The organism is Pseudomonas sp. TH07 (assembly GCF_016651285.1).
GTDB lineage: Bacteria > Pseudomonadota > Gammaproteobacteria > Pseudomonadales > Pseudomonadaceae > Aquipseudomonas.
In genome coordinates, this window is record NZ_JAEKED010000001.1 from 6,183,480 (window position 1) to 6,208,140 (window position 24,661).

A 24,661-nucleotide genomic window follows, 5' to 3' on the forward strand; every position below is an offset into this window, starting at 1 on the left:
TCTTCAATACAGGGCTCGGGGCCGCTGCGCACACTGGCGCCCCCTGTCCCTGGAAGTTTGCCCATGTTGCAGCAGTTTCTGATGGTCGCCGCCGCGCATTTCCTGGCGTTGCTGTCCCCCGGCCCGGATTTTTTCCTGGTCGCGCGCCTGTCCATGGCCGCTGGCTGGAAGTCCGCCACCGGTGCCTGCCTGGGTATCGCCCTGGCCAATGGTGTGTTCATTCTTGCGGCATTTGCCGGGGTCTCGGCGCTGCATGCCGACAGCGCGGTGTTTATCACCTTGCAACTGGCCGGCTGTGGCTACCTGCTGTACATGGGCGGGATGTTCATTCGGCACGCCGGCAGCAGCGCCCTGGCCCCGGTCGCCGCCGAGGGTGCGCCGGCAACCCGTGGCCGTGGCCAGTGGTGGCGCGGCCTGGGCATGGGCCTGCTGTCAGGCCTGCTGAACCCGAAGAACGCCCTGTTCTACGTGAGCCTGGCGTCCCTGGTCAGTGCCGACACCTCGCCCGGCTGGAAGCTGTTCTACGGCCTGTGGATGTTCGCCGCCGTGCTGCTGTGGGACTTGCTGGTGGCCCTGGCCATCGGCAATCAACGCGTGCTGCGGCGTTTCTCCCAGGTGCTGCCGTGGCTGGAACGCGTGTGCGGGGCGATCCTGATCCTGCTGGCGCTGATCGTTATCGGCGCCCTGGCCCTGCGCCTTTGAACCAGTCGCCGGGCCCCTCAGGCCATGGCCGCGCTCAGCCAGGCCTCCAGCGACTCCGGCGCCAATGGCCGGGCAAACAGGTAACCCTGGGCCACCGAGTAGCCCTGGTCCTTGAGCACCAGGCACTGGCCAGCGGTCTCCACGCCTTCGGCCACCACCGTCAGGTTCAGGCTCTTGCCGATGCCCATGATCGCCGCACTCAAGGCCCGGGCCGCGCTGTCATCTTCAAGGTCGGAGACAAAACTGCGGTCGAGCTTGAGCTCGCTCAGGGGCAACCGGCGCAGGTAGCTCAGGCTCGAATAGCCGGTGCCGAAGTCGTCCATCGACAGGCGCACGCCCTGGGCATGCACTTCGTCGATGGTCTTCAGGGTGCTGGGGTTGGTGTCGAGCAGCACGCCTTCGGTGATCTCCAGGGTCAGGTCCCTGGGCACCAGTCCGTGGTGATCCAGGGTGTCGGCAATCATTCGCGGCAGGTCCAGATTGTGGAAACTGGTGGGTGACAGGTTGATCGACACCGAGGGGATTGCCAGCGCCCGCCGCCGCCAGTCACTCAACTGGCGACAGGCCTGGGCCAGTACCCAGCGCCCGAGGTCGGCAATCAGCCCGCACTCCTCGGCCAGGGGAATAAAGCGCGCCGGGGAAATCTCCCCCAGCTGCGGGTGGGTCCAGCGGGCCAGGGCCTCGACCCCACACAGCTGGCCGCTGGCGAGGTCGATCTGCGGCTGGTAATGCAGGCGCAAGCCGTTGTTCTGCAGGGCCTCGCGCAGGGCTGTCTCCAGGGCCAGGCGCTCCTGGGCCAGCAGGTTCAGTTCATGGCTGAAGAAACTCAACTGGCCACGGCCGCCCGACTTGGCCTGGTACATGGCCATGTCGGCGCGGCGCAGCAGGGTCTCCATGTCGCGGCCATCGCCGGGGAACACACTGATGCCGATACTCGCCGAGCAGGCCACGGACACCCCGTCCACCAGGCACGGCGCGCCCAGGGCCAGCAGCAGTTGCTCGGCCTGGGCCGCGACCTGGGTCGAATCGCAATCGGGCAGGATCAATACGAACTCATCCCCCGACAGCCGGCCGACGATGTCCGACTCCCGTGACTCGCGCTCCAGGCGCCCGGCGACGATCCGCAACAGCTCATCCCCCGCCGGGTGGCCCAGGGAATCGTTGACCTTCTTGAAGCGGTCCAGATCGACGAACAGCACCGCCAACTGCGAGCTGTCGCGCCGCGCCGCACTGATCGCCTGGTCGGCCCGGGCTTGCAGCAGGCTGCGGTTGGGCAGGCCGGTCAGGGCATCGTAGAACGCCAGCTGGCGAATCCGTGCCCGCGCGTGTTCCCGCTGCAAGGCCAGGGCACACAGGTGCACGCAGGAATTGACGATCTGCTGGTGAAACAGGTCCGGCACCAGGGCCTCACGAAAGTAAAAGGCGAAGGTGCCGATCACCCGCCCCTGGCTGGAACGGATCGGTGTCGACCAGCAGCCGACATACCCCAGATCCAGGGCCAGGTGCTTGTAGTCGGCCCACAGCGGGTCGTTGGCGATATCGGTGACCAGCACCGCGTCGTTGCGAAACGCCGCAGTGCCGCAGGAGCCCACGCTGGGCCCGATCGGCACGCCGCACAGCGCCGCGCTGTAGGCCGCCGGCAGGCTCGGCGCGGCCAACGATTGCAGGCAGCCATGTTCGTCGACTTCCAGGATCGAGGCCGCCACTTCCGGTGCGATGCGCTCCACCTCGCGGCAGATCAGCTCCAGCACCTGGGCTAGCGGCTGTTCGCTGGCCATGGCTTCCAGGGCGTTGTGCTGCAGCACTTCATACATCTTCGACTGGGTGATATCGGTCAGCACCGAGACCACGCTGACCAGACGCCCGTCCTCCCCCATTACCGGGTTGGCCACCACATTGATCCAGTAGCGCTGACCGGATTTGCCGACGACGATTTCCTCGCGCCGCACCGAGCGGCCAGCCAGCAGCTCGAGGTGCACATAGTCGATGTAGTGGGCGTTGGCGTTGGCCGCCAGCAATTCGATGGGCGAGCGCTCGGCCAGGTCCTCCTGCTGCCAGCCGAACATGCGGCTGAAGCCGCTGTTGACGTATTGGATCCGCCAGTCCGCGCCGACAATCAGCACCCCGGAGTCAGTGGCCCCGGCCACCAGGGACAGGCGCCGGTTGTGCTCGGCCAGTTCGCTTTCCCGTTGGTGGCGCAGGCTGATATCGGTGGCGACCTTGACCACCCGCTCCACATTGCCGGCTTTATCGAGAATCGCCGTGTAGGTCGCCTCCAGCCAGCAGGTGCTGCCGTCACCGCGACGGCGCTCGCAGATCCCGGAAAACGTCTGGCTGGCCAACAGCCCCGCCCAAAACAGGCGGTACGCCTCGGAGTCGGCATACAGCCCCTTGCAAAAGGACCGGTGATGCAGCCCCAGCGCGTTGTCGCGGCTGTAGCCCAACAGCAGCAGGTAGTTGGGGTTGGCGTTGAGCAAAATACCTTCGGCGGAAAATTCGGCGATCGCCATGGCCCGATCCAGGGCGCCCAACAAAGCGTTGTGGCTGACCGAACTAGCGTCATCGACGTGAACTTGAGACACCATTGCCCTGCTCCTTTTCCTGCAAATCCATTCCGCGCGGCCGAGTTCATGCAGGCGCGACCCACTATTGGGCAGCAGACCGAGCTGGCCCGAACCACGATAAACCGGCGCTTTCGCGATGCTGTTCGTTGTCACGGCCAATGGCAAGTGCACGCCAGGCCCTGACCACGGCGGCAAATCCTGAACCGGCGGCCCTTTTCAGTCGATTCGGACAAATTCGAAAAGCGCCTGAGGGTGGAGACCACCAGTTTTAGTCGTAGTCAGAAGCACACCTCAGTGGATCCATTAACAACATCCAAACGTCCGATAATCGCCCAATTAAACCCATACACAGCCGGCACAGTGATTGACCAGGCACCGGCCGCCGATCTTTAATGGATCCATTAAATAAAAACAAGCCGTAGCCTGGAGACCTCCCATGCACCCCAAAAACACCTGGTATGTTGCCTGCACCGCCGATGAAATCACCGACAAGCCCCTGGGCCGACAGATTTGCGGTGAAAAAATGGTTTTTTATCGCGGTCTGGAAGGACAGATCAGCGCGATCGAAGATTTCTGCCCCCATCGCGGCGCGCCGCTGTCGCTGGGGTATGTCGAAAACGGCAACCTGGTGTGCGGCTACCACGGCCTGGTGATGGGCTGCGACGGCAAGACGGTGGCCATGCCCGGGCAGCGGGTACGCGGCTTTCCGTGCAACAAGACCTTTGCTGCGGTCGAGCGTTACGGTTTTATCTGGGTCTGGCCCGGTGACCAGGCCCAGGCCGACCCGGCGCTGATCCACCACCTGGAATGGGCGGTCAGCGACGACTGGGCCTACGGCGGCGGCCTGTTTCATATCGGTTGCGACTACCGCCTGATGATCGACAACCTGATGGACCTGACCCACGAAACCTACGTCCACGCCTCCAGCATCGGCCAGAAGGAAATCGACGAAGCGCCGCCGGTGACCACGGTCGAAGGCGATGAAGTGGTAACGGCGCGGCACATGGAAAACATCATGGCCCCGCCGTTCTGGCGCATGGCGCTGCGGGGCAACAACCTGGCCGACGACGTGCCGGTGGACCGCTGGCAGATCTGCCGCTTCACCCCGCCCAGCCACGTGCTGATCGAAGTCGGCGTGGCCCATGCCGGCAAGGGCGGCTACCACGCCGATCCGCAATACAAGGCGTCGAGCATCGTCGTCGACTTCATCACCCCCGAGTCCGACACCTCGATCTGGTACTTCTGGGGCATGGCACGCAACTTCAACCCCCAGGACCAGGAGCTGACCGCGAGCATCCGCGAAGGCCAGGGCAAGATCTTCAGCGAAGACCTGGAGATGCTCGAACGCCAGCAGCAGAACCTGCTCGCGCACCCGACGCGCAACCTGCTCAAGCTCAATATCGATGCCGGCGGCGTGCAGTCGCGCCGAGTCCTGGAGCGCCTGATCGCCCAGGAACGCAGCGCCGAACCGCAGCTGATCGCCAGCGCCCAGTAAGCCCTGGGGCGCGGCCTTGCCCGCCGCGCCCGCGCACCCCTGCCTGCAGCGCCGCAGTGACGAATAAACAGAAGTGAGCCCCCTGCCTGGCGGCAACACTCCAAGGACCGAACATGATTGACGTGCTGGTGGTATCCCGCAACAACGAAGCCCTCGACATCTGCAGCTACGAGCTGGCCAGTGTCGACGACAGCCCCCTGCCCGCCTTCAGCGCCGGCGCCCATATCGACGTGCACCTGCCCGATGGCCTGGTGCGCCAGTACTCGCTGTGCAACCACCCTGAAGAACGCCATCGCTACCTGATCGGCGTGCTCAAGGACCCGGCCTCACGGGGCGGTTCGGCCAGCCTGCATGCCCAGGTCCAGGTCGGCAGCCGGTTGCGCATCAGCGAACCGCGCAACCTGTTCCCCCTGGTCCATGAAGCCAGGCGCAGCCTGCTGTTCGCCGGGGGCATCGGCATCACCCCGATCCTGTGCATGGCCGAACGCCTGGCCCACAGCGGCGCCGACTTCGAGCTGCATTACTGCGCCCGCGCCAGCGAGCGCGCGGCATTCGTCCAGCGCCTCAAGGATTCGCCGTTTGCCGAGCGGGTATTCCTGCATTTCGATGAGCAACCGCAGACTGCGCTCGACGCCGCCAAGGTCCTGGCCGGGCCGGCGGAGCATGTGCATCTGTACGTCTGCGGCCCCGGCGGTTTCATGCAATACGTGCTGGACAGCGCCCGCGCCCAGGGTTGGCGCGAAGAGTGCCTGCACCGCGAATACTTTGCCGCGGCGCCCGTGGACAGCAGCAACGATGGAGGTTTTTCGGTGAAGCTCGGCAGCACCGGCCAGGTCTATGAAATACCGGCCGATCGCAGCGTGGTGCAGGTGCTGCAAGCGCATGGGGTGGAGATTGCCATGTCCTGCGAACAGGGCATTTGCGGCACCTGCCTGACCCGGGTGCTGGAAGGTGTGCCGGAGCACCGCGATCTGTTTCTGACCGAGGAGGAACAGGCCCTCAACGACCAGTTCACCCCGTGCTGCTCACGCTCGAAAACCCCGCTGCTGGTGCTGGATATCTGAGCGTCACTGCGTCCGCAGAATGACTTTCATCCGCTCGTCGCTGGTGGCCGCGCCGAACACCTCGGCGTAGCGCAAGGTAGCGTTGGCGTGCTCGCGCATGATCGCCTCGGCCCGCGCGCCCTGGCGATTGACCAGGGCATCGAACACCGAATGGTGCTGCATGTGGGCGTAATTGAAGCGCCGGTATTCGCGGCCCAGGTCATTGCGATCCACCGCCAGGGCGGTCACCGAAGCGAACGGCAGATGGTCGTTGCGCGCCAGGGCATCGGCGATGGCCGGGTTGTGGCTGCCTTCGACGATCACCTGGTGAAAGCGCATGTTGAGGTCGTGATAGGCCTCCAGGTCGTCTTCGGTGACATAGCCTTTGTCGAACAGCTGATCGCCCTGGGCCAGGCACAACTCCAAGGTCGCCCGCGCAGACTCAGACAGGCCGCGCTCGGCAGTCTGGCGCGCGGCCAAACCTTCCAGCACACCACGCACCTCGACCGCGCCGGCGATGTCGTCGGCACTCACCGAACGCACCTGGAACCCACGCCCGCCAAAACGCACCAGCAGGCCTTCCTGCTCCAGGGTGCGAAACGCCATGCGCACCGGCATCCGTGATACGCCGAACAGCTCGGCGGTGGGAATCTCCATCAACCGCTCACCCGCCGCCAACTCGCCCGAGGCGATCATCTTGCGCAGCGCTACCAGCACCATTTGACCGGGCTTACTCATCCAGGCACTTCCACAAAAGACGGGCCGCCATAGTAGCGCAAGCCTCGCGCCGGCGGCAGCAAGCGATCAACCGGCGTCCTGCAGCCGCTGCCGCCAGGCCCGAGCCTGGCGGTAGCGGCTGCAGAATTAGAAGGACAACGGGTAGCTGACGATCAATCGGGTCTGGTCGAAATCGCTGTTGAAGCTGCGGCGGTTGGTGGCGTTGTTCAGGCGCAGGCTGAGGCTTTTCAGGCTGCCGCTCTGGAAGGTGTAGCCGACTTCGGTGTCGCGCTCCCATTCCTTGCCGTTGCTGCCGACCTTGGTCGTGGCATTTTCGCCATGGCCATAACGCACCATCGCCAGCAACCCGGGCACGCCCACGGCGGCGAAGTTGTAGTCGTAGCGCGCCTGCCACGAGCGCTCGTCGGCGTTGCTGAAGTTGCCGTTGAACATATCGTTGCCCAGGGTCCGGCCACTGCTGCCATAGACCGACATCCACGGGCTGTCGCCACTGACTTTCTGCAGGCCCAGGTACAGGGTGTGGCCACCGGTATTGGCCGAGAACAAGGCATAGGCGGTCCGGCTCTGCACCTCGCCGATGCGCGCGCGGCCGTCGTCCTTGTCGATGAAATACCCCAGGTTCGCCCCCAGCACCCACTCCCCCACCGGCTGCTTGTGCACGAGGTTGAAATAGCTTTGCTGGTAGATGTCTTCCAGCTGTGAATGCCAGGCGCCGATCAGGGTGCGCTGCTGATTGAAGCGATACTCGGCGCCGACATAGTTGAAGGCATCCGAGGTCACCCCCGGTGCGGCCCAGGCCGAGAGGTCCTGCATGTCCGACGAGTTGCGCAGGCTGACCGCCTTGTATTGCCCGGCCTGCAAGCCCAGGCCGCTGATCTCCCGCGAGTCGAGCATGGCTCCGCGAAAGGTCTGCGGCAGCAGGCGGCCGTCGTCGTAGCGCAGCAGCGGGATGTCCGGCAGCAATTCGCCGACCTTCAACTCCGTGGCCGAGATGCGCATCTTCGCCGCCACCCCGGCGCGCCCGAAGTTGTCCGCCGCCTTGCCATCATCATGCACCGGCAACAGCTCGGAACCGCTGACCGCGCGGCTGCTGTCGAGCTTGACGCCGAACATGCCGATGGCGTCCAGGCCAAAACCCACGGTGCCCGGGGTGTAGCCGGAACTGAACTTGAGAATGAAACCCTGGGCCCACTCCTCGACCTGGCTCTTGGGTGCACCCGAGTCACGAAAATCACGGTTGAAGTAGTAATTGCGCAGCAGCAGTTCAGTCTTGGCGTCTTCGAAAAAACCACCGTCTTCGGCTGCCAGTACCGGCAGGCACAGGCCCGAGGTCATGGCCGCCGCCAACAGCGAACGGGTGAAGGTCAATGGGGTACTCATTCTTATTGTTCTCCGTTTTTCATGGGCGCAGCCGCTCCCCGGCAGGCCGCCGAAGGCCCGCCCGACAGGGCTGCAAAAAGGCCCGGCTGGACCGGGCTTGAATCAGTGGGCTAACGCATCAAAAGGGATACTGACGCGGCTGGTGTTGCACGCTGATCCAGTGATCGCGGGTGAACTCGTCGATGGCCCAGTCGCCGTTGAAGCGCCCCAGGCCCGAGTTCTTTTCCCCGCCGAAGGGCGCGTTGGCCTCATCGTTCACCGGGATGTCGTTGATATGGGTCATGCCCGCGCGGATCTGCCGGGCAAAGCCCACCGCGCGCTCCAGGCTGGCGCTGAACACCGCGCTGGACAGCCCGAACTCACTGGCATTGGCCAACTCCAGGGCATGGGCTTCATCCCGCGCGCGCAGCAGCCCCACCAGCGGGCCGAAGATTTCGTTGCGCGCCAGGTCCATGTCCTGCGTGACCTCGCCATACACATGAGGCGCCAGCAGGTTGCCCTGGCCGCCGCCCTCGTACAGCGGCTCGGCGCCCTCGGCCCGGGCCAGACGGATTTTCTCTTGCAGGCCCTGCAACTGACGGGGGTTGATCACCGGGCCGATTACCGTGTCCTGCAGATTCGGATCACCGACCTTGAGCCCCTTGACCCGCTCCACGAAGCGCTCGGCAAACGCCGGATACAGGCTGTCGTCGATGATGATGCGGTTGACCGCCATGCAGATCTGCCCCTGGTGCAGGAACTTGCCAAACACCGCTGCATTCACCGCGTGCTCCAGGTCAGCGTCGGCCAGGACCACGAACGGGCTGTTGCCGCCCAGTTCCAGGGCCACGTGCTTGAGGTGCTCGCCGCCGCTGGCGATGCGGCCGATACCGCGCCCCACCGGAGTCGACCCGGTAAAGGTGATCAACGACGGCACCGGGTGCTCGACAAAGGCATCGCCAATCTCGCTGCCGGCCCCCACCACCACGCTCAGCACCCCGGCCGGCAATCCGGCCTCTTCGAATATCCGCGCCAGCAACAGGCCGCCGCACACCGGAGTGTCGCTGGCCGGCTTGACCACCACCGCGTTGCCCAGGGCCAGGGCCGGGGCGATGGAGCGCTGGGTCAGGTGCAGCGGGAAGTTCCACGGGCTGATGACCCCCACCACCCCCAGGGCGCTGCGGTAGACCCGGCTTTCCTTGCCCGGCACATCGGACTCGACGATGCGCCCGTGGACCCGCGCCGGAAACGACGCCGACTCCAGGGCAATCGCCCGCGCCGCGCCCCATTCCAACTGGGCCTTGAGCCGGGTGCTGCCGGACTCGCGAATGATCCAGTCTATGATTTCCTCTCGGCGCCGGTCGAACACCGCCACCACCTGATGCAGCACCGCCGCCCGTGCCGACGGCCCGAGCGCTGCCCACTGCGGCTGGACTTCGGCAGCCTTGCGGTAGGCGGCGTCGAGGTCGGCGCGGTTGGCCTGGGGAATCTCCAGCAACAGCGAAGCGTCGTACGGGTTGCTCACCGCCAGGGTTTTACCCCCGGCGCCGGCGCGCCATTGGGCGGCGATGGGTTGCAGGTGCAGATCAGCGTAAACGGCTGGGGAATTGCTCATGTCACGTCTCCTGGAAACAGAATGGGTAAATTCGCTGCGGCGGTCATTCGTGCACGGCGCCCGAGGCTCGCGCCTCGATCAGCCGCACCAGCCCCAGCAGGGTGGCGGTATGGGGCACGGCGACGCCGGCCTGACGCGCCCGGGCCAGCACCTCGCCGTTGATCGCGCCGATCTCGGTCGAGCGCCCGGCCAGCACGTCTTGCAACATCGACGGCTGGTGCGTGCGGTGATGGGCGATGGCGTAGGCCACGCTGTCCAGGCAACGCTGGGTATCAGTCGCCACCCCCGCCGACTGCGCAACCGCCAGCACCTCCAGCACGATCGCGCGCGCCAGTTCGACACCTTCAGAGGCACCATCCAACTGGCCCACGGTGCAGCCGGTCACTGCGCAGAGGCTGTTCAAGGCCGCATTGAAGGCAACCTTCTCCCAGATCGAGGTCCACACCTCGGGGTCCGGCGCGCAGTTCAAGCCCGCACCCTCGAGCACCGCCGCCACCTCGGCATTGGCCGGGCGCTCGACGCCGTCCGCCGACCACACCCGGACCATGCCCTGGCCATGGGAGCGCACGTGGCCCGGGCCGACCATGTCCGCCGGCCAATTGGTCATGCCGATCAGCACCTGCTCCGGGGCGACGTGGCGGCACAGAGCTTCGGCGTTGCCCAGGCCGTTCTGCACGGTCAGCACCCGGGTCTGGGCGCCGATATGCCCGGCAATGCCGCGCAGCGCGCTGTCGGTGTGCTGGCTCTTGGTGAACACCAGCAACAGATCGGGCTGGCCCGACGCCTGCTCCGGGCGGCAGGCGACCAGGCCGCTGACGCGCCGGTCGCCGTTGTCGGTCTCCAGGCGCAAACCCTCGCGGCGGATGGCGTGCAGGTGCGCGTCGTTGATGTCCAGCAGGGTGACCTGCTGCCCGCTCTGCGCCAGCAGGCCGCCGAACAGGGAGCCCATGGCCCCTGCCCCGAGAATGGAAATATTCATCGAACCTCCGTTTCAGAATGAGTGCTCATGGCCGGCCCGGCACCCGCCGGGGAATATGCCGGCGCACCAGCAACAGGGCGATCAGCGCCATCACCATCACCGAGCCCAGCAGCGTCAGGTAACCCCCGGCGCCGCCCTGGGTGATGATGGTCGCGCCGGCAAACGCACTGAGGATCGCCCCCATGCGCCCAAAGGCCAGGGCCGATGCGGTGCCGGTGGCACGCACGTTGGTGGGATAGATAAAGGCGCAGAGCGCATACAGGGTCGACTGCACGGCGTTCACGAACAGGCCATGCACACCGAAGCCGAAGATCAGCAGGCTGGTGTTCTGATTGATGTCCACCCATTGCATGGCGAAGGCACTGACCGCGCCGCCCGCGCAGCAAATCACCAGCGGCCAGAACGAGCCCCAGCGGGTCATCGCCACGGCACACACCAGGGCCCCGATCACCCCACCCAGGTTGTAGGCGGTCAGGCCCGAACCGGCGACCGAGGTCGGCAAGCCTTCGGCCATCAGCATGGTCGGCAACCAACTGAAGGCGCTGTAGACCGCGGTCAGGCACATGAAGAACGCCACCCAGACCAACACCGTGTCTCGCCCGTAACCGAGGGCAAACAAGGCGCGGAAGCCGTCGCGTTTTTCGCTGGCCTGCTCCAGGGCATCGGTGTAGCGCACGCCCTCGGCCATCGGCCGCCCCATGCGTCCCAGCAGGGTGTTCAACTCGCCCCAGCGCTGTGGCCGCCGCGCCAGGAAGCGTGGCGACTCCGGCAGCGCCGCCAGCAGCACAAACCCAAGCACGATGGGCAAGCTGCCACCGACGAAAAACAGCGTGCGCCAGCCATAGACCGGCAACACATGGGAGGCGAAAAACCCTGCCAGCATCCCGCCCAGGGGCACGCAGACAATGGTCGCGGTCACCGCCAGCGTGCGCCGGCGTGCCGGGGTGAATTCAGCGGTCACGGTGGTGGCGCTGGGCAGCGCGCCACCGATCCCCAGGCCGGCGACAAAGCGCAGGATCGCCACCGTCAGCGCATCCGGCGCCAGGCCGATGGCGCAGGTCGCGGCGCCGAACACGAACACACTCATGATCACCGCCATGCGCCGCCCGAAACGGTCGGCGAACAGACCGGCGCAGGCGCTGCCGATGCCCATGCCGATCAGCCCGGCCGCCACCACCGGGGCAAAGGCCTCGCGGGTAACGCCCCACTCCTTGATCATCATCGGGATCGCGAACCCGATCAGTTGTCCGTCGAAACCGTCCAGCACGATGGACAGCGCCGCCAGCAGCACCACCAGCTTTTGCATCCGGGTAAAGGGGCCCTCATCGAGCAGGGACCCGATATCGGCATTGCCCGAACCGGCACGCGGCGACCGCGGCACGCTCGTCGTCACGTCAATGACCTCAGTCTTGTTCATAACCACCTCTTTTTTATTGTTGTTGTAGTGCCGCGCCGAGCGCGGCTGGCAACGCCGGGAACGAGCCCGGCGCGGGGTCTTGCCTCAGGGTTCGATGGTCAGCGTCGGCACCTCGATCAACACCGGGCGCTGGCCCGCCAGGGCTTCGCTGAAGGCTGCGGCAAACTCCACGGCGGTGTTGGCCTGCAGCGAATGCACGCCGTAGCCCTGGCCGATGGCGCAGAAATCCAGGCCCGGTACATCCAGCCCCGGGGCGTCGCTGACCCCCAGCACGTCGGCGAACCAGCGCAAGGCGCCGTAGGTGCCGTTCTTGAGGATGATGAACACCACCGGAATCCCGTACTGCGCGGCGGTCCACAACGCGGTGATGCCGTAGTTGGCCGAGCCGTCGCCGATGATCGCCACTACCCGCCGCTCGGGCGTCGCCAGTTGCACGCCGACCGCGGCCGGCAGGCCGAAGCCCAGGCCACCGGCGGCCGGGAAGAAGTAACTGCCGGGCTCGCGCATCTCGACCCGCTGCCAGAAGGCACCGACGGTGGAGGTGGACTCCTTGACGTAGATCGTGTCCTTGGGCGCCAGTTGATCGATCAGGTCGAACACGGTTTCCGGGCGCAGCAGGCCGCCCTCCTCGATGATCGTCGCCGGCCGCGGCAAGGCCTCGGGCAGCGGCCGCTCGCTCTGGCGAACCACGCCCACCAGGGCTTCGAGGGTCAGGGCGATGTCCGCCACCAGGGCGTCGCCCATGGGCGCCCGCGCTGCTTCGCCGGGGTCGCAGGTGATGTGCACCAGCTCGGCGCCGGCCGGCAGGTAGGCGCCGGGAGCGAACTGGTGATAACGGAACACCGGGGCCCCCACCACCAGGATCAGGTCATGCTCGGCCAGGCTGCGGCTGATGCCGGCGATCGCTGCCGGCAACACCCCACGGAAACAGGGGTGGCGGGTCGGGAACGGGCAACGGGAAGCCGAGGGCGCAACCCAGGCCGGCATCCGCAGCTTTTCCGCGAGCTGCACCGCCAGACCGTTGCTGCGGCTGCCATCGACATCCGGCCCCAGCACCAGCACCGGGTTGCGCGCCGCCGACAGGCGCTCGCCCAGTTGCTGCAACTGCGCCGGCGACGGCAAGCCGGCGCTGAGCACCTGGCGCCGCGCCAGGTGCTCGACCCCGGCCGGGGCTTCACAGGCCCAATCGTCATAGGGAATCGACACATACACCGGCCCCCGTGGCGCCAGGCTGGCCATGTGGATCGCCTGGCTCAGGGTGCGCGGCACGTCCTGGGCCGAGGCCGGTTCGTGGCTCCACTTGACCAGGGGTTTGGGCAACTGCGCGGCATCGACATTGGCCAGCATCGCCTCGACACCAATCATCGAGCGCACCTGCTGGCCGGCAGTGATCACCAGCGGGCTGTGGGAGTACCAGGCGTTGGTCAGCGCGCCCATGCCGTTGCCGGTGCCGGCGGCGGCATGCAGGTTGACGAAGGTGGGCTGGCCGGTGGCCAGGGCAAAGCCGTCGGCCATGCCCACCACCGCGCCTTCGTGCAGACCGAGGATGTAGCGAAAGTCCTCGGGGAAGCCCTTGAGGAACGGCAGTTCATTGGAACCGGGATTGCCGAAAATGGTGGTCAGGCCTTGCTCGCGAAGAATGTCGTAGGACGCAGAGTGAACGGTTTTCATAGGGACCCTTGCCGCTGGTTTTTAGATTTTGAGTTACTCTTGCAGCCGCCACGCAATTGATCAAATCGATACTATCTCTATCTAAAATAAGAACGGTCTATATCAAGATCGACAGTCCGAGGCACCATGAGCCACATCGACCTGAACCTGATCCGCACCTTCGTCACCCTCTACGAAGCCCGCAGCGTGACCCTGGCCGCCGAGCGCCTGTTCGTCACCCAACCCTCGGTCAGCTACGGCCTGGCCCGCCTGCGCGAACTGCTCGACGACAAACTGTTCAGCCGCACCCGCGACGGCATCCAGCCGACCTTTGTCGCCGAACAGCTGTACCCCAATCTGCGGGACTGCCTGACCCGCATCGAAAGCGCGGTGCAAAGCACCCGCCAGTTCGACCCGGCCAGCACCGAACGGCGCTTTCGCATTGCCCTCTCCGACCTCGGCGAAATGGGCTTTCTGCCCTTGATCCTGGCGCGCCTGAACCGGGACGCGCCCCTGGCCGAAGTCGAGGTGCTGCCATTGCAGGTGGACCAGGTCGGCGAGTGGCTGGCCAGCGGCAAGATCGACGCCGCCATCTGCCGCCACCCGGTGCCCGGCACCCGCAGCCAGGTGCTGATGCACGAACGCTACGCCTGCCTGCTCAGCGCCAGCCACCCGCGCATCGGCCGGCACTTGAGCCTGGAACAGTTCCTTGGCGAACGGCACGTCACCGTGACTCGCACCACCGGTCACGGCAGTGTTGAAGACGTGCTGAAAAACATGAACGTGGAGCGCCGGATCAGCCTGCATGTGCCGCACTTTTCAGTGCTGCCCAAGATCATCCCCGGCACCGACCTGCTGGCCGTGCTTCCGGCGCAGATCGCCCGCCTGTTCATTCACGAGGGCGGCCTGCAGATGCTTGAATTGCCGTTCCAGGTGGCCGAGTTCGATGTCTCGCTGCACTGGCACACCAACAGCGACAGCTCGGCCGCCCTGCGCTGGTTCTGCGCGACCATCGCCGAGGCGATCATCAGCGGCCAGGCCTAGGCAGCGACTGGCGCGGGGCTCGGTTGCGCCCCGGGCTTGAGCAGCAACAGGCACCCGGCAGCCAGAACAAACACGCTGGCGAACACCCCGTACAGGTGCAGCGGCTGCCAGCCGCCATCGAGCAGGAAGCCGGCCACGGTCGGCGACAGGATCGCGCCGATGCGCCCAATGCCGATGCCCCAACCCACCCCCGTGGCGCGCACCGAGGCGTCATACACCACCGGCGACAGCGCGTAGAGCCCGGCTACGCAGCCATTGGAAAACAGCCCGATCAACAACCCCAGGCCCAGGGCCGCGGCGATCGACGAGCCGCTGCCGACAAACAGCACCAGCAACCCGGCGGTGATCAGCATAAACAGCGACAGCACCCGGGTCAGTGGCCAGCGCGAGGCCAGGCCGCCGATCAGCGCCGCACCGAAGATTCCGCCGACGCTGAGCAGCACCCCGCCAGTGATCCCCTGTTGCGCCGAGAGCCCGGCAGCCACCAGCAGTTTCGGGGTCCAACTCATGACGAAGTAGAAACCGAACATCACCAGGAAAAACAGCAGCCAGATCAGCAAGGTGGTGCGGCGCATGGCCGGGGCCAGCAACTGGCCGAAACCGCTGCGGGCCCCGGCCTCCTTGAGCACCGGCGCCGGCAGTTGGGTCAGCGGCGCCTGGTCCAGGCGCTGGGCCAGACGGTTGATGCGTGCCAGGGCATTGGCCGGGCGCCGCGCCAGCAGAAAGTCCAGGGATTCGGGCAGCCACAGCAGCACCAGCGGGATCACCAGCCAGGTCACCGCGCCGCCAAACAGGAACACCGAACGCCAGCCGAAATGGGTCAGCAACCACACCGCCAGCAGCCCGCCCAGGGTCGCGCCCAGGGCGTAACCGGTGGACTGCAGGCTCACCGACAACCCGCGCCAGCGCTTGCTCGAGTACTCACTGGCAATCACGTTGCTGCTGGCCAGGATGCCACCGATGCCGAGCCCCGTGAGGCCGCGCAGCAGTGCCAGTTGCAACGGGGTCTGGCTCAAGGCCGAAAGCAGCATGCCCAGCCCCGACAGCGCCAGGCAGAACAGAATCAGCGGGCGCCGCCCAAAGCGGTCGGCCCAGGGCGCGATAAACAACGAACCGGCGGCCATGCCAAACAGCCCGGCACTCAGCAGAAAGCCGATTTGCGCGCCATTGAGCCCCCACTCGGCCGAGACCGAGGCCGCGGTAAAGGCCATCACCAGCACATCGAAGCCGTCGATCATGTTCAGCACAATGCAGATGCCGATGGCCAGGCACTGGAAGCGGCTCATGGGGCCGTTATCGACCCGCTGTTTCAGATCGAGGCTCATGGACGCACCTCCAGACCGGCCGCGACCCGAGGCGAAATAACAGGCAGACGTTTGCACACAGACAACAGGCGCACGCAACCCAGGCCGTTGCGCGCCATTGATAAGCCATTCATGACGAAACCCTTTTTGTAGTTTTTATCGCGGACGGTCAGGAGGGCTCCTGCCATCGCCAGGCCGCTAATAAAACCGTTAATGGATCCATTAACAAGAGTTGGGTTGAATGGAAAGGCCGGTCACAGGCACTTGAATCAGCCACAAAAAAACTTAATTTATATATAAATCAATCAGTTATGAATTTACGAGCGCACCTGCATTAACGGGCGATTATCGGCCATGGCTGCTGAGCACCCCAGTGGCGAGGGAGCTTGCTCCCGCTGGTTGGTGAAGCCGACCCAATGGCCAAAACCTCATTCCTACAGATAGATCGCGGACACAGGTTTTGCGGCCGCTGCGCGGCCGAGCGGGAGCAAGCTCCCTCACCACAGGGGGTCTATGCCTGGCGATGAATCCCGATATGCCGCGGGCGTTTGTGGCTAGGGAGCTTGCTCCCGCTGGGTGGCGTAGCCGCCCCAATGGCTGCAACTTCATTTCTACCGATCGATCGCGGGCTCTGGGTTTGCGGCCGCTGCGCGGCCGAGCGGGAGCAAGCTCCCTCACCACAGGGTTACGCACCACGGCAGCGGCTCCAGGAAACCAGGCCGGCCGGAGGGCCGCCTCGCTCTTGCTTTTGATCTGGGCGCCCCGTTAAACCACGCTGGCCGAACGCAGGCAGTGAGCCGTGGGTAACCCGGCAGGACGCCGGGTTAGCCGCGCTGGGCCAGGGATGGCCCATCGCGGCGGCCCACGGATCAATGCCTTCGTTCGGGCATGCCGAGCCGAAGCGAGGCACCGAGTGGTGGGGCAAGAGCGCTTTGGTTACTTTCGCGCTTTTCGAAAGTGACCCGCCGTAAGGGCGGAACCTATATCCACTACTCCCGCAACAACGGATATGTCCCCCCAAGAATCCGAGGCGGCAGGTTTTAGGGCCGCTACGCGACCCAGCGGGAGCAAGCTCCCTCACCACAGTAAAAGTGGCGCCCAATGGATCCAATAGCCTCAGATAAACGCCAACGCCGCCCGCGCCCCACGCACAGCCGTTATCCGCTGCTCCGCCTGGGGCAAGAGGTAGCTGAAAAAGAACCCAGCCGTCTCCAGCTTAGCCACGCGCAACGGATCGCTTTCAGGCAAACCCCGCGAGACCCGCGCTGCCCGAGCCCAGGCCAATGCCAACAAACTCAAGCCGCACAGCTGAAGAAAATCCCCGGCCGCGCGGTACGGGTACTCGGCATCTTCCAGGGCCCATTGCTGCACCTCGCCCACCAGTACCTGCAGCGCCTCGGACAGCTCCGCCAACTGCCGGGCAAACCCCGCGCACTCGGGCACTTTGGCACCGCGCCCGGCTTCGTCACGCAGCTGCTGGACCAACAGCGCAAAGCCCTGCCCCCGATCCCCCAGCACCTTGCGCAGCAGCAGGTCGTTGGCCTGAATCTCGTTGCTGCCTTCGTAGATCATGGCGATGCGGCTGTCGCGCAGGGTCTGCTCGATGGCGAACTCGGTGACATAGCCGTAGCCGCCGAAGACCTGCAAGGCGTTGCTGGCCTGGCGAAAGCCCTGCTCGGTGAAGTAGGCCTTGATGATCGGCGTCAGCAGTTGCGCCAGCTGTTCGGCCTGCTGCCGGGCCAGGGGATCGGGGTGCTGCTCGGCCTGGTCCAGCAGGTGCGCGGCCCAGTAGCCGATGGCGCGCAGGCCTTCGCTGGTGGCGCGCAATTCCAGCAGGACGCGGCGCATGGCCGGGTGATAGCGGATCGGGTCGGCGGCCTGGGCGGCAAAGCCGGCGGGCCGCAGCGGCGCCCGCATCTGCTGGCGTTCGCCGGCGTAGTCGCGAGCGTTCTGCCAGGCCGCTTCGACATGCCCCAGGCCTTGCAGGCCCACGTGCAGCCGCGCCGAATTCATCATCACGAACATCGCCGCCAGGCCGCGATTGGCCTCCCCCACCAGCCACCCTTGAGCCGCCTCGAACACCAGGGAACAGGTGACGCTGCCCTTGATCCCCATCTTGTGTTCGATACCGTCGCAGCGCACGCCGTTGCACACGCCGTTGCCCTCGCCTCTGCCCTCGCTGCTGCGCTCGCCCTGTTCCAGGTATTTGGGCACCAGGAACAGCGATATGCCCCGGCTGCCCTCGGGTGCGCCCGGCAGTCGGGCCAGCACCAGGTGCAGGATGTTGTCGGTGAGGTCGTGCTCGCCGCCGGAGATAAACAACTTGCTGCCGTTCAGGCGATAACTGCCGTCGGCCTGGGGTTCGGCACGACAGCGCAACAGGCCGACATCACTTCCGGCCTGGGGCTCGGTCAGACACATGGTGGGCAGGCTCTCGCCGCTGATGATCCCCGGCAGGTAACGCTCCTGCAGCCAGGGCTCGCCGTGGGTCTTGAGACACAGGTAGGCGCCGTGAGCGATGCCGGTGTACATGGCCCAGGCATGGTTGCTGGCGTAGAGCATCTCTTGCAGCGCGGCGTCCAGCAGCTGCGGCAGACCCTGGCCACCCAGGGCTTCGGCGCAGGCCAGGGCCGGCCAGCCCCCCTCGACATAGGCCCGATAGGCCTCGGCAAAACCGTCCGGGGTGCTGACCTGCCCGTCCGCCCACTGGCAGCCCTGGCGATCGCCGCTGGCGTTCAGCGGGGCCAGCACGCCCTGACTGAAACGCGCGGCCTGTTCCAGCACCTGCACTGCCAGGGGCAGGTCCAGCGCTTCGAACGCCGGGCTGTGGCGCCACGCCTCGGGCGCCTCCAGCCAGTGTTCAAGGACAAATTGCATATCGCGCAGGGGCGCCTGGTAGCTCCACATGGGGACACCTCATCGGGTAGAAAAAGAGTGGCCCGCCAGGGTCGGCGGGCCGGTCGGCCTCAGGCGCGCCAGGCCGGGTTTTCGATCAGCAGCGCCATGCCCTGGCCGCCCCCGACGCAGGCGGCGGCGATCCCGTAGCGCAGGTTGTGCTCGCGCAGTTGCCGGGCCAGGGTCAGCACCAGGCGCAGGCCGCTGGCGGCCAGGGGATGGCCCAGGGCCAGGGAGCCGCCCTGGACATTGAGGCGCTCGCCGTCCAGCTCCAGCTCCCGGGCCACGGCCAGCACCTGGGCCGCCTGGGCCTCGTTGATTTCAATGCGGCCGATCTGCTCGAGGCTCAGGCCACTGCGCTGTAGTAGCAGGTGAATCGCCGGGGCCGGGCCGATGCCCATGAACTCCGGCGCCACCCCGACCACCGCACTGGCCAGCAACAGCGCCAGGGGCGTAGTGCTGCACGCCGACGCCCGCCCGACCAGGGCCGCTGCCGCGCCATCGACCACTGCGCAACTGTTGCCGGCGGTCTGCACCCCACCCTCGTGGATGGCCCGCAGCCGGGCCAGGGCCGCCTGTTCGCTAGGGCGCGGATGGCTGTCCTGACTGACCAAGTCGACACCCCGCGGCAGCCGAATGCTGCGCGGCTGATAGCCGTCGAGCTCGAAGGTCTGGTTGCGCACGGCGACGATTTCCGGCTCGAACCAGCCCGCCTGCTGGGCCGCCAGGGCCCGCTGGTGGCTGGTGCAGGCGTAGGCATCCACGGTTTCACGGGTCAGGCCATAGCGCCGCGCCAGGTTGTCGGCGGTGGCAATCATGTCCAGTCCCGGCGCCGGGTCGTACAGCGCTTCCCATAAAAAGTCCTTGAACTGCACCGCCGCCCCCAGGCGGAAACCGCCGCGATGGGTGTAGGCGGCAATCGGGTTGCGCGACATCGATTCACTGGCCACGCACAACGCCAGTTGCACCTCGTCCCGCAGCTGCTCGGCCGTCTGGCGCAGCAGCTCGAAACCGGTGGCACAGATGCGCTGCACGCCGAGGGCCGGCACCGCCTGCCCGACGCCGCTGTAAAGGCCGATATGCCGGGGCAGCAGGTAGGCGTCGAAACTGGCCTGGGCCATGGACCCGGCCAGCACGCTGTCCACCGCCCGCGGATCGATGCCGGCGCGAGCCAGAACCTCGCGCCCGACCTTGATCCCCAGGTCGATCGGCGAGATCTCTGCCAGGTCGCCACCGAGGTCGACCCACGGCGTGCGCAGCGCGTCGTAGATCGCCACATCGGCAAACCCGGCGTACTGCCCGTTGCCACTCATGGCTTGGGCCCGGCGCGCAGAATCGACGGCTCCAGGCCGCGATACAGGGCCTCGACCTGCTCGGCGCGCCACTGCAACACCGCGCGCTGATTGATCGAACCCTTGTCGGTGATTTCCCCACGGTCGATGGACGCCGGCTCCACCTGCAGGGCGATCCACTCCAGGCGGCTGGCATTGCCGCTGGCCTCACGGTTCAGGCGCTGCAACCAGTCGCTGAACCACTGGCGCACCGGCGCGCTGGCCAGCACCTGGGCGTCGCTGGCATCGGCGGCCAGCCCGGCCAGCCGGCGGCATTCATACAGGCGTGGGAACACCAAAGCCCCCAGGCATTCGCGGTCCGGCGCTGCCACCACCAGATCCTGGACATAGGGCGAGCCTTCGAGCACCGCGCGGTTGCGCAGCGGGCCAACGCTGACAAACACCCCGGACGACAACTTGAAATCCTCGGCGATGCGCCCGTCGAACATCAGCCCCAGTTGCGGGTCATGGGCGTCGGCGAGCTTGAGCGCATCCCCCGAGCAGTAGAAGCCCTGGGCGTCGAACACCTCGGCGGTCTGCTGCGCTGCGCGCCAGTAGCCGGGCATGATGTGCGGCCCGCGAAAACGCCCTTCGAGCTTGCCGTCCACCGGCACCAGGCGCACTTCGCACCCCGGCGCCGGCAGGCCGATGTAGCCGGCCATGGACAAGGGCCCGGTGGTAAAGGTGCAGGACGGCGAAGCCTCGGTCATGCCCAGCCCGGCCATCATCCGGATGCGTTCGCCGCAGTGCTGCTCGGCGACCCGGTCGAGGCGGTCCCAGACACTTTGCGAGAGCCCGGCGGCGGCGAAGAAGAACAGGCTCATGCGCTTGAAAAAACACTCACGCAACTCCCCATCCTGTTCCAGGGCGTTGACCAGTTCTTCCCAGCCCTTGGGCACGGTCAGGTAGGCGGTGGGCGAGACTTCCTTGAGGTTGCGCAAGGTTTCGGCGAAGCCCTGGGCCGTGGGCTTGCCGTCGTCCAGGTAAAAACTGCCGCCATTGTAGAGCACGATGCCGACGTTATGGCTGCCACCGAAGGTGTGGTTCCACGGCAGCCAGTCCACCAGCACCGGCGGCTCTTCACCGAACACCGGGAAGGTCTGCAACAGCATCTGCTGGTTGGCGCAGAGCATGCGTTGCGTGGTGATCACCGCCTTGGGCAATTTGGTCGAGCCCGAGGTGAAGAGAAACTTGGCGATGCTGTCCGGGCCGGTAGCGGCAAAGGCCGCATCGGCCTCGGCGCCACCGGGCTCTGCAAGCAGGCTGGCGAAGCTTGCCTGACGCCGCCCCGGCACCTGGCCATGCACGCTGATCAGCGGCGTCTCGGGCGGCAGCACGGCGTCGATGGCGCGCTGGTAAGCGCCGGCATCGCTGACAAACACCAGCCCCGGCTGCAACAGGTCGCAGACGTGACGCAGCTTGGCAAAGTCCTGGGACAGCAGCGAATAGGCCGGCGACACCGGGCAATAGGGAATCCCGGCGTACATCGCGCCCAGGGCCAGTTGCAGGTGTTCGATGTCATTGCCCGAGAGCAGCGCCAGCGGCTTGTCGGCCGACAGCCCGTAACTCAGCAGGCCCTGGGCGATGGCCCGCACACTGTCGAGCATCTGCGCATAGCTGACCCGGCGCCAGTCGCCGCCCGCCTCGCGCGCGGCAATAAAGGTCTGCTCGGGGCGTACCCGGGCCCAGTGCACCAGGCGATCGAGCAACCGATCCGGCAACGGGGCCAGGGGTTCCAGGGAGCGCATATGCAGCACGCCCTGCTCTTCACTGACCGCAACCGCCGGCCGGCCAATGGACACCTGGCGGTAACGCGGCGGGTTGGCCGCGGGTGGGGATGGCGCTCTGAATTCGGAACTCACGTACATGTCCTCCATCAAGGCACGCCTGCGCCGCGCACGCAGGGCGACAGCTGGCAAGCATGGCAGCCGGTGGCTGCGGCCTTGTTATTGTTATGCCTGGCCTGCACACGGGCGGCGGGCGCAATCGCGCCGCGGCCCGTGGCGACGGATCAGATCGGGTAGTGCCGTGGGCCGTTCTGCAAGGTGACCCAGCGCAATTGGGTGAAGTGCTCGATCGAGGCCTTGCCGCCAAAGCTGCCGTAGCCGCTGGACTTGACGCCGCCAAACGGCATTTGCGCTTCGTCGTGCACGGTGGGGCCGTTGATATGGCAGATGCCCGACTCGACCCGCTGCGCCAGGGCCAGGGCGCGCCCGGGGTCGCGGCTGAAAATCGCCGCCGACAGGCCGAACTCGGAATCGTTGGCCAGGCGCAACAACTCTTCATCACCGCTGCCGCGCAGCAACACTGCCACTGGGCCGAAGGACTCCTCGCGGTACAGGCGCATCTGCTCGGTGACGCCGTCGAGCAGGGTCGGCTGCAGGATGCTGCCGTCCAGTTGCCCGCCGACCACCAGCCGCGCGCCCTTGCCCAGGGCATCGTCGATCAGGGCCTTGATCCGTGTGCCGGCACTGGCATCCACCAGGGAGCCGAGCACCGAATCTTCGGCCGCCGGGTCGCCGGCACGCAGGGTCTCGACCTTGGCCGCCAGCTTGGCGACAAAGGCATCGGCGACCTTGGCATCGACGATCAGGCGCTCGGTGGACATGCAGATCTGCCCCTGATTGAAGTAGGCGCCAAAGGCGGCGGCCTCAACGGCCGCGTCCAGGTCGGCGTCATCCAGCACCAGCAGCGGCGCCTTGCCTCCCAGTTCCAGCAGAGCCGGCTTGAGGTGGCGCGCCGATAGCTCGCCGACAATCCGCCCGACATGGGTCGAGCCAGTGAAGTTGACCCGCCGCACCGCCGGGTTGGCGATCAGGCGCTCGACAATGGCTGCGGCATCCGCCGGGGCATTGCTGATGACGTTGACCACGCCATCGCCCAGGCCGGCATCCTGCAGCACCTGGCCGATCAGGCGGTGCACCGCCGGGCTCAGTTCGGAAGCCTTGAGCACCACGGTGTTGCCGCAGGCCAGAGGCATGGCGATGGCCCGGGTGGCGAGAATCACCGGGGCGTTCCATGGCGCGATGCCCAGCACCACGCCGCAGGGTTGGCGCAGGGCCATGGCGAAACTGCCGGGGACATCCGAGGGGATGACTTCGCCATTGATCTGGGTGGTCATCGACGCCGCTTCACGCAGCATGTTGGCCGCCAGGCGCACGTTGAAGCCGTACCAGTTGGCCATGGCCCCGGTCTCGCCGGCGGCGGCAATGAATTCGCCACTGCGCGCCTGCAATTGCTCGGCGGCCTTGAGCAGGCGGCTGCGTCGCTCATTGGGGGCCAGGGCCGCCCAGGTGGGGAATGCAGCCTGGGCCGCCGCCACGGCGGCATCGGCATCTTCCAGGGTCGCGGCGGCCACGCGCGAAACCACAGCGCCGGTCACCGGGTTGCGGCGTTCGAAGGTTCGACCGTCGCCGGCGGGGCGCGACTGGCCACCAATCAGCAGGGGCACGTCCAGCATGGTGATTCCTCTTTTTGTCTTTGTCGGGAATGCAGCGCAGCGGTGTAACAGTAGCGCCAGGGCGGCGCAGCGAACAGCGGGATGCGCCCGCTATTCGCCTGCCGGGCTCAGCGTTTGTACGCCTGCAGGCCGGGCTTGATGCTCTTGTCGTCGAGGAACTGCTTCATGCCCTGCTCGCGCCCACCTTCGGTGTCCAGCAGCCGCGACTGGTCGAGCTTGGCGTACAGGTAATCTTCGTTCTGCTCCCAGGTCAGCTCGCGGCAACGCTTGAAGCCATGCTTGGCTGCGCGCAGCACCACCGGGTTTTTCTCCAGCAGGTTGCGCGCCAGTTCGATCGTGACTTCGCGCAATTGGGCCAGGGGCACGCTTTCGTTGACCAGGCCCATCTCGGCGGCTTTCTGCCCGCCAAAGGTCTTGCCGGTCATGATGTAGTACAGCGACTGGCGATGGCCCACGGTGTCGGCCATGGCCTTGCTCACCAGGTTGCCCGGCGGGATGCCCCAGTTGATTTCCGAGAGGCCGAAGGTCGCTTCGTCGGCGCAGATCGCCAGATCGCAGGCCACCAGCGGGCTGAAGCCGCCACCGAAGCACCAGCCGTTGACCATGGCGATGGTCGGCTTGGCGTACATGCGCAGCAGTTTCCACTGCCATTGGGAGGCTTCACGGCGGATTTTTTCCTGGAGGATTTCCGGGCCGGCATCCACTTCGCGAAAGTATTCCTTGAGGTCCATGCCCGCGGTCCAGGCTTCGCCGGCACCGGTCAGTACCAGCACGCCGGCGGCCGGATCCTGCTCCAGGGTTTCCAGCACGTCGATCATTTCCCGGTTCAGGGTCGGGCTCATGGCGTTGCGTTTTTCCGGGCGATTGAGAATGACCCAGGCGATGCCTTCTTCGATTTCGACCTTGACCGTTGTCCAGCGACCTTCGTAATTGCTCATGGCGATGCTCTCTTGTTCTGGGCTTGAAGATGATTCGAAATTAAACCGCAAATATAGTTATGTCAATTAACTATTAATTGAATTAACCAATTTTCTCTCCCCTGGATAAAAACCTTCTGCAGAGACT

The 24,661-nt window shown here is 66.1% G+C and carries 17 protein-coding genes; 4 read left to right on the forward strand and 13 right to left on the reverse strand.

Annotated features, from left to right (window positions below; genetic code table 11):
• Positions 1–66 precede the first annotated feature (66 nt).
• Positions 67–702, forward strand: a complete 636-nt coding sequence (locus JFU57_RS28235) for a LysE family translocator (protein WP_201132222.1) — start codon at positions 67–69, stop codon at positions 700–702.
• Positions 703–719: 17 nt separating this feature from the next.
• Here JFU57_RS28235 and JFU57_RS28240 read toward each other — a convergent pair whose 3' ends face one another.
• Positions 720–3,287 carry a sensor domain-containing protein gene (locus JFU57_RS28240; protein WP_201131564.1) on the reverse strand — a complete coding sequence of 856 codons (2,568 nt, stop codon included), beginning with the start codon at positions 3,285–3,287 and terminating at the stop codon, positions 720–722.
• 415 nt (positions 3,288–3,702) lie between these two features.
• Here JFU57_RS28240 and JFU57_RS28245 point away from each other — a divergent pair, with 415 nt between their 5' ends.
• Positions 3,703–4,761, forward strand: coding sequence for an aromatic ring-hydroxylating oxygenase subunit alpha (locus tag JFU57_RS28245; RefSeq protein ID WP_201131565.1), 1,059 nt, complete (start codon positions 3,703–3,705; stop codon positions 4,759–4,761).
• A 113-nt stretch (positions 4,762–4,874) separates the two neighbouring features.
• Positions 4,875–5,825 carry a PDR/VanB family oxidoreductase gene (locus JFU57_RS28250; protein WP_201131566.1) on the forward strand — a complete coding sequence of 317 codons (951 nt, stop codon included), beginning with the start codon at positions 4,875–4,877 and terminating at the stop codon, positions 5,823–5,825.
• A 3-nt stretch (positions 5,826–5,828) separates the two neighbouring features.
• On the opposite strand, the gene JFU57_RS28255 is transcribed toward JFU57_RS28250, so the two are convergent.
• The 6 genes from JFU57_RS28255 to mdlC all read right to left on the reverse strand — a co-directional run bounded on the left by JFU57_RS28255 (position 5,829) and on the right by mdlC (position 13,583).
• Positions 5,829–6,542, reverse strand: a complete 714-nt coding sequence (locus tag JFU57_RS28255; protein ID WP_078468608.1) for a GntR family transcriptional regulator — start codon at positions 6,540–6,542, stop codon at positions 5,829–5,831.
• Positions 6,543–6,668: 126 nt separating this feature from the next.
• A complete protein-coding gene (locus tag JFU57_RS28260) occupies positions 6,669–7,922 on the reverse strand; it encodes an OprD family porin (protein ID WP_201131567.1) in 1,254 nt (417 codons plus the stop codon).
• Between the two features lie 118 nt (positions 7,923–8,040).
• Entirely contained in the window at positions 8,041–9,516 is a 1,476-nt protein-coding gene (locus tag JFU57_RS28265) for an aldehyde dehydrogenase family protein (RefSeq protein WP_201131568.1), read from the reverse strand.
• Between the two features lie 43 nt (positions 9,517–9,559).
• On the reverse strand, positions 9,560–10,495 hold the full coding sequence (locus JFU57_RS28270; protein WP_201131569.1) for a ketopantoate reductase family protein: 936 nt from the start codon (positions 10,493–10,495) through the stop codon (positions 9,560–9,562).
• 25 nt (positions 10,496–10,520) lie between these two features.
• Complete coding sequence (locus JFU57_RS28275; protein ID WP_078468604.1) at positions 10,521–11,912, reverse strand: MFS transporter; 1,392 nt, start codon at positions 11,910–11,912, stop codon at positions 10,521–10,523.
• Between the two features lie 84 nt (positions 11,913–11,996).
• Entirely contained in the window at positions 11,997–13,583 is a 1,587-nt protein-coding gene (gene mdlC / locus JFU57_RS28280) for a benzoylformate decarboxylase (RefSeq protein ID WP_201131570.1), read from the reverse strand.
• A gap of 126 nt (positions 13,584–13,709) precedes the next feature.
• On the opposite strand from mdlC, the gene JFU57_RS28285 reads away from it, so the two are divergent.
• Positions 13,710–14,606 (forward strand): LysR family transcriptional regulator, encoded by an 897-nt coding sequence (locus JFU57_RS28285; protein ID WP_078468602.1) that lies wholly within the window; start codon positions 13,710–13,712, stop codon positions 14,604–14,606.
• Here JFU57_RS28285 and JFU57_RS28290 read toward each other — a convergent pair.
• The 6 genes from JFU57_RS28290 to JFU57_RS28315 form a co-directional block, all read right to left on the reverse strand.
• A complete protein-coding gene (locus JFU57_RS28290; RefSeq protein ID WP_201131571.1) occupies positions 14,603–15,931 on the reverse strand; it encodes an MFS transporter in 1,329 nt (442 codons plus the stop codon). The genes JFU57_RS28285 and JFU57_RS28290 overlap by 4 nt on opposite strands.
• Positions 15,932–17,026: 1,095 nt before the next feature.
• Positions 17,027–18,817, reverse strand: coding sequence for an acyl-CoA dehydrogenase (locus JFU57_RS28295; protein ID WP_201131572.1), 1,791 nt, complete (start codon positions 18,815–18,817; stop codon positions 17,027–17,029).
• A gap of 59 nt (positions 18,818–18,876) precedes the next feature.
• On the reverse strand, positions 18,877–20,118 hold the full coding sequence (locus tag JFU57_RS28300; RefSeq protein ID WP_201131573.1) for a thiolase family protein: 1,242 nt from the start codon (positions 20,116–20,118) through the stop codon (positions 18,877–18,879).
• Positions 20,115–21,998 carry an AMP-binding protein gene (locus tag JFU57_RS28305; protein WP_201131574.1) on the reverse strand — a complete coding sequence of 628 codons (1,884 nt, stop codon included), beginning with the start codon at positions 21,996–21,998 and terminating at the stop codon, positions 20,115–20,117. Before JFU57_RS28305 ends, JFU57_RS28300 begins: the two co-directional genes overlap by 4 nt.
• 149 nt (positions 21,999–22,147) lie before the next feature.
• The gene (locus JFU57_RS28310) at positions 22,148–23,596 is read right to left on the reverse strand and encodes an aldehyde dehydrogenase (RefSeq protein ID WP_201131575.1); all 1,449 of its coding nucleotides are present in this window, start codon (positions 23,594–23,596) and stop codon (positions 22,148–22,150) included.
• Positions 23,597–23,703: 107 nt separating this feature from the next.
• Entirely contained in the window at positions 23,704–24,534 is an 831-nt protein-coding gene (locus tag JFU57_RS28315; protein ID WP_010567568.1) for a p-hydroxycinnamoyl CoA hydratase/lyase, read from the reverse strand.
• Between the last annotated feature and the right edge of the window lie 127 nt (positions 24,535–24,661).

What these genes read in the sequence shown, in the direction of transcription:
- JFU57_RS28240 (WP_201131564.1), bottom strand. Translation starts at nt 3,287, where the DNA reads ATGGTGTCTCAAGTTCACGTCGATGACGCTAGTTCGGTCAGCCACAAC.
- JFU57_RS28245 (WP_201131565.1), top strand. Translation starts at nt 3,703, where the DNA reads ATGCACCCCAAAAACACCTGGTATGTTGCCTGCACCGCCGATGAAATC.
- JFU57_RS28250 (WP_201131566.1), top strand. Translation starts at nt 4,875, where the DNA reads ATGATTGACGTGCTGGTGGTATCCCGCAACAACGAAGCCCTCGACATC.
- JFU57_RS28255 (WP_078468608.1), bottom strand. Translation starts at nt 6,542, where the DNA reads ATGAGTAAGCCCGGTCAAATGGTGCTGGTAGCGCTGCGCAAGATGATC.
- JFU57_RS28260 (WP_201131567.1), bottom strand. Translation starts at nt 7,922, where the DNA reads ATGAGTACCCCATTGACCTTCACCCGTTCGCTGTTGGCGGCGGCCATG.
- JFU57_RS28265 (WP_201131568.1), bottom strand. Translation starts at nt 9,516, where the DNA reads ATGAGCAATTCCCCAGCCGTTTACGCTGATCTGCACCTGCAACCCATC.
- JFU57_RS28270 (WP_201131569.1), bottom strand. Translation starts at nt 10,495, where the DNA reads ATGAATATTTCCATTCTCGGGGCAGGGGCCATGGGCTCCCTGTTCGGC.
- JFU57_RS28275 (WP_078468604.1), bottom strand. Translation starts at nt 11,912, where the DNA reads ATGAACAAGACTGAGGTCATTGACGTGACGACGAGCGTGCCGCGGTCG.
- mdlC (WP_201131570.1), bottom strand. Translation starts at nt 13,583, where the DNA reads ATGAAAACCGTTCACTCTGCGTCCTACGACATTCTTCGCGAGCAAGGC.
- JFU57_RS28285 (WP_078468602.1), top strand. Translation starts at nt 13,710, where the DNA reads ATGAGCCACATCGACCTGAACCTGATCCGCACCTTCGTCACCCTCTAC.
- JFU57_RS28290 (WP_201131571.1), bottom strand. Translation starts at nt 15,931, where the DNA reads ATGAGCCTCGATCTGAAACAGCGGGTCGATAACGGCCCCATGAGCCGC.
- JFU57_RS28295 (WP_201131572.1), bottom strand. Translation starts at nt 18,817, where the DNA reads ATGTGGAGCTACCAGGCGCCCCTGCGCGATATGCAATTTGTCCTTGAA.
- JFU57_RS28300 (WP_201131573.1), bottom strand. Translation starts at nt 20,118, where the DNA reads ATGAGTGGCAACGGGCAGTACGCCGGGTTTGCCGATGTGGCGATCTAC.
- JFU57_RS28310 (WP_201131575.1), bottom strand. Translation starts at nt 23,596, where the DNA reads ATGCTGGACGTGCCCCTGCTGATTGGTGGCCAGTCGCGCCCCGCCGGC.
- JFU57_RS28315 (WP_010567568.1), bottom strand. Translation starts at nt 24,534, where the DNA reads ATGAGCAATTACGAAGGTCGCTGGACAACGGTCAAGGTCGAAATCGAA.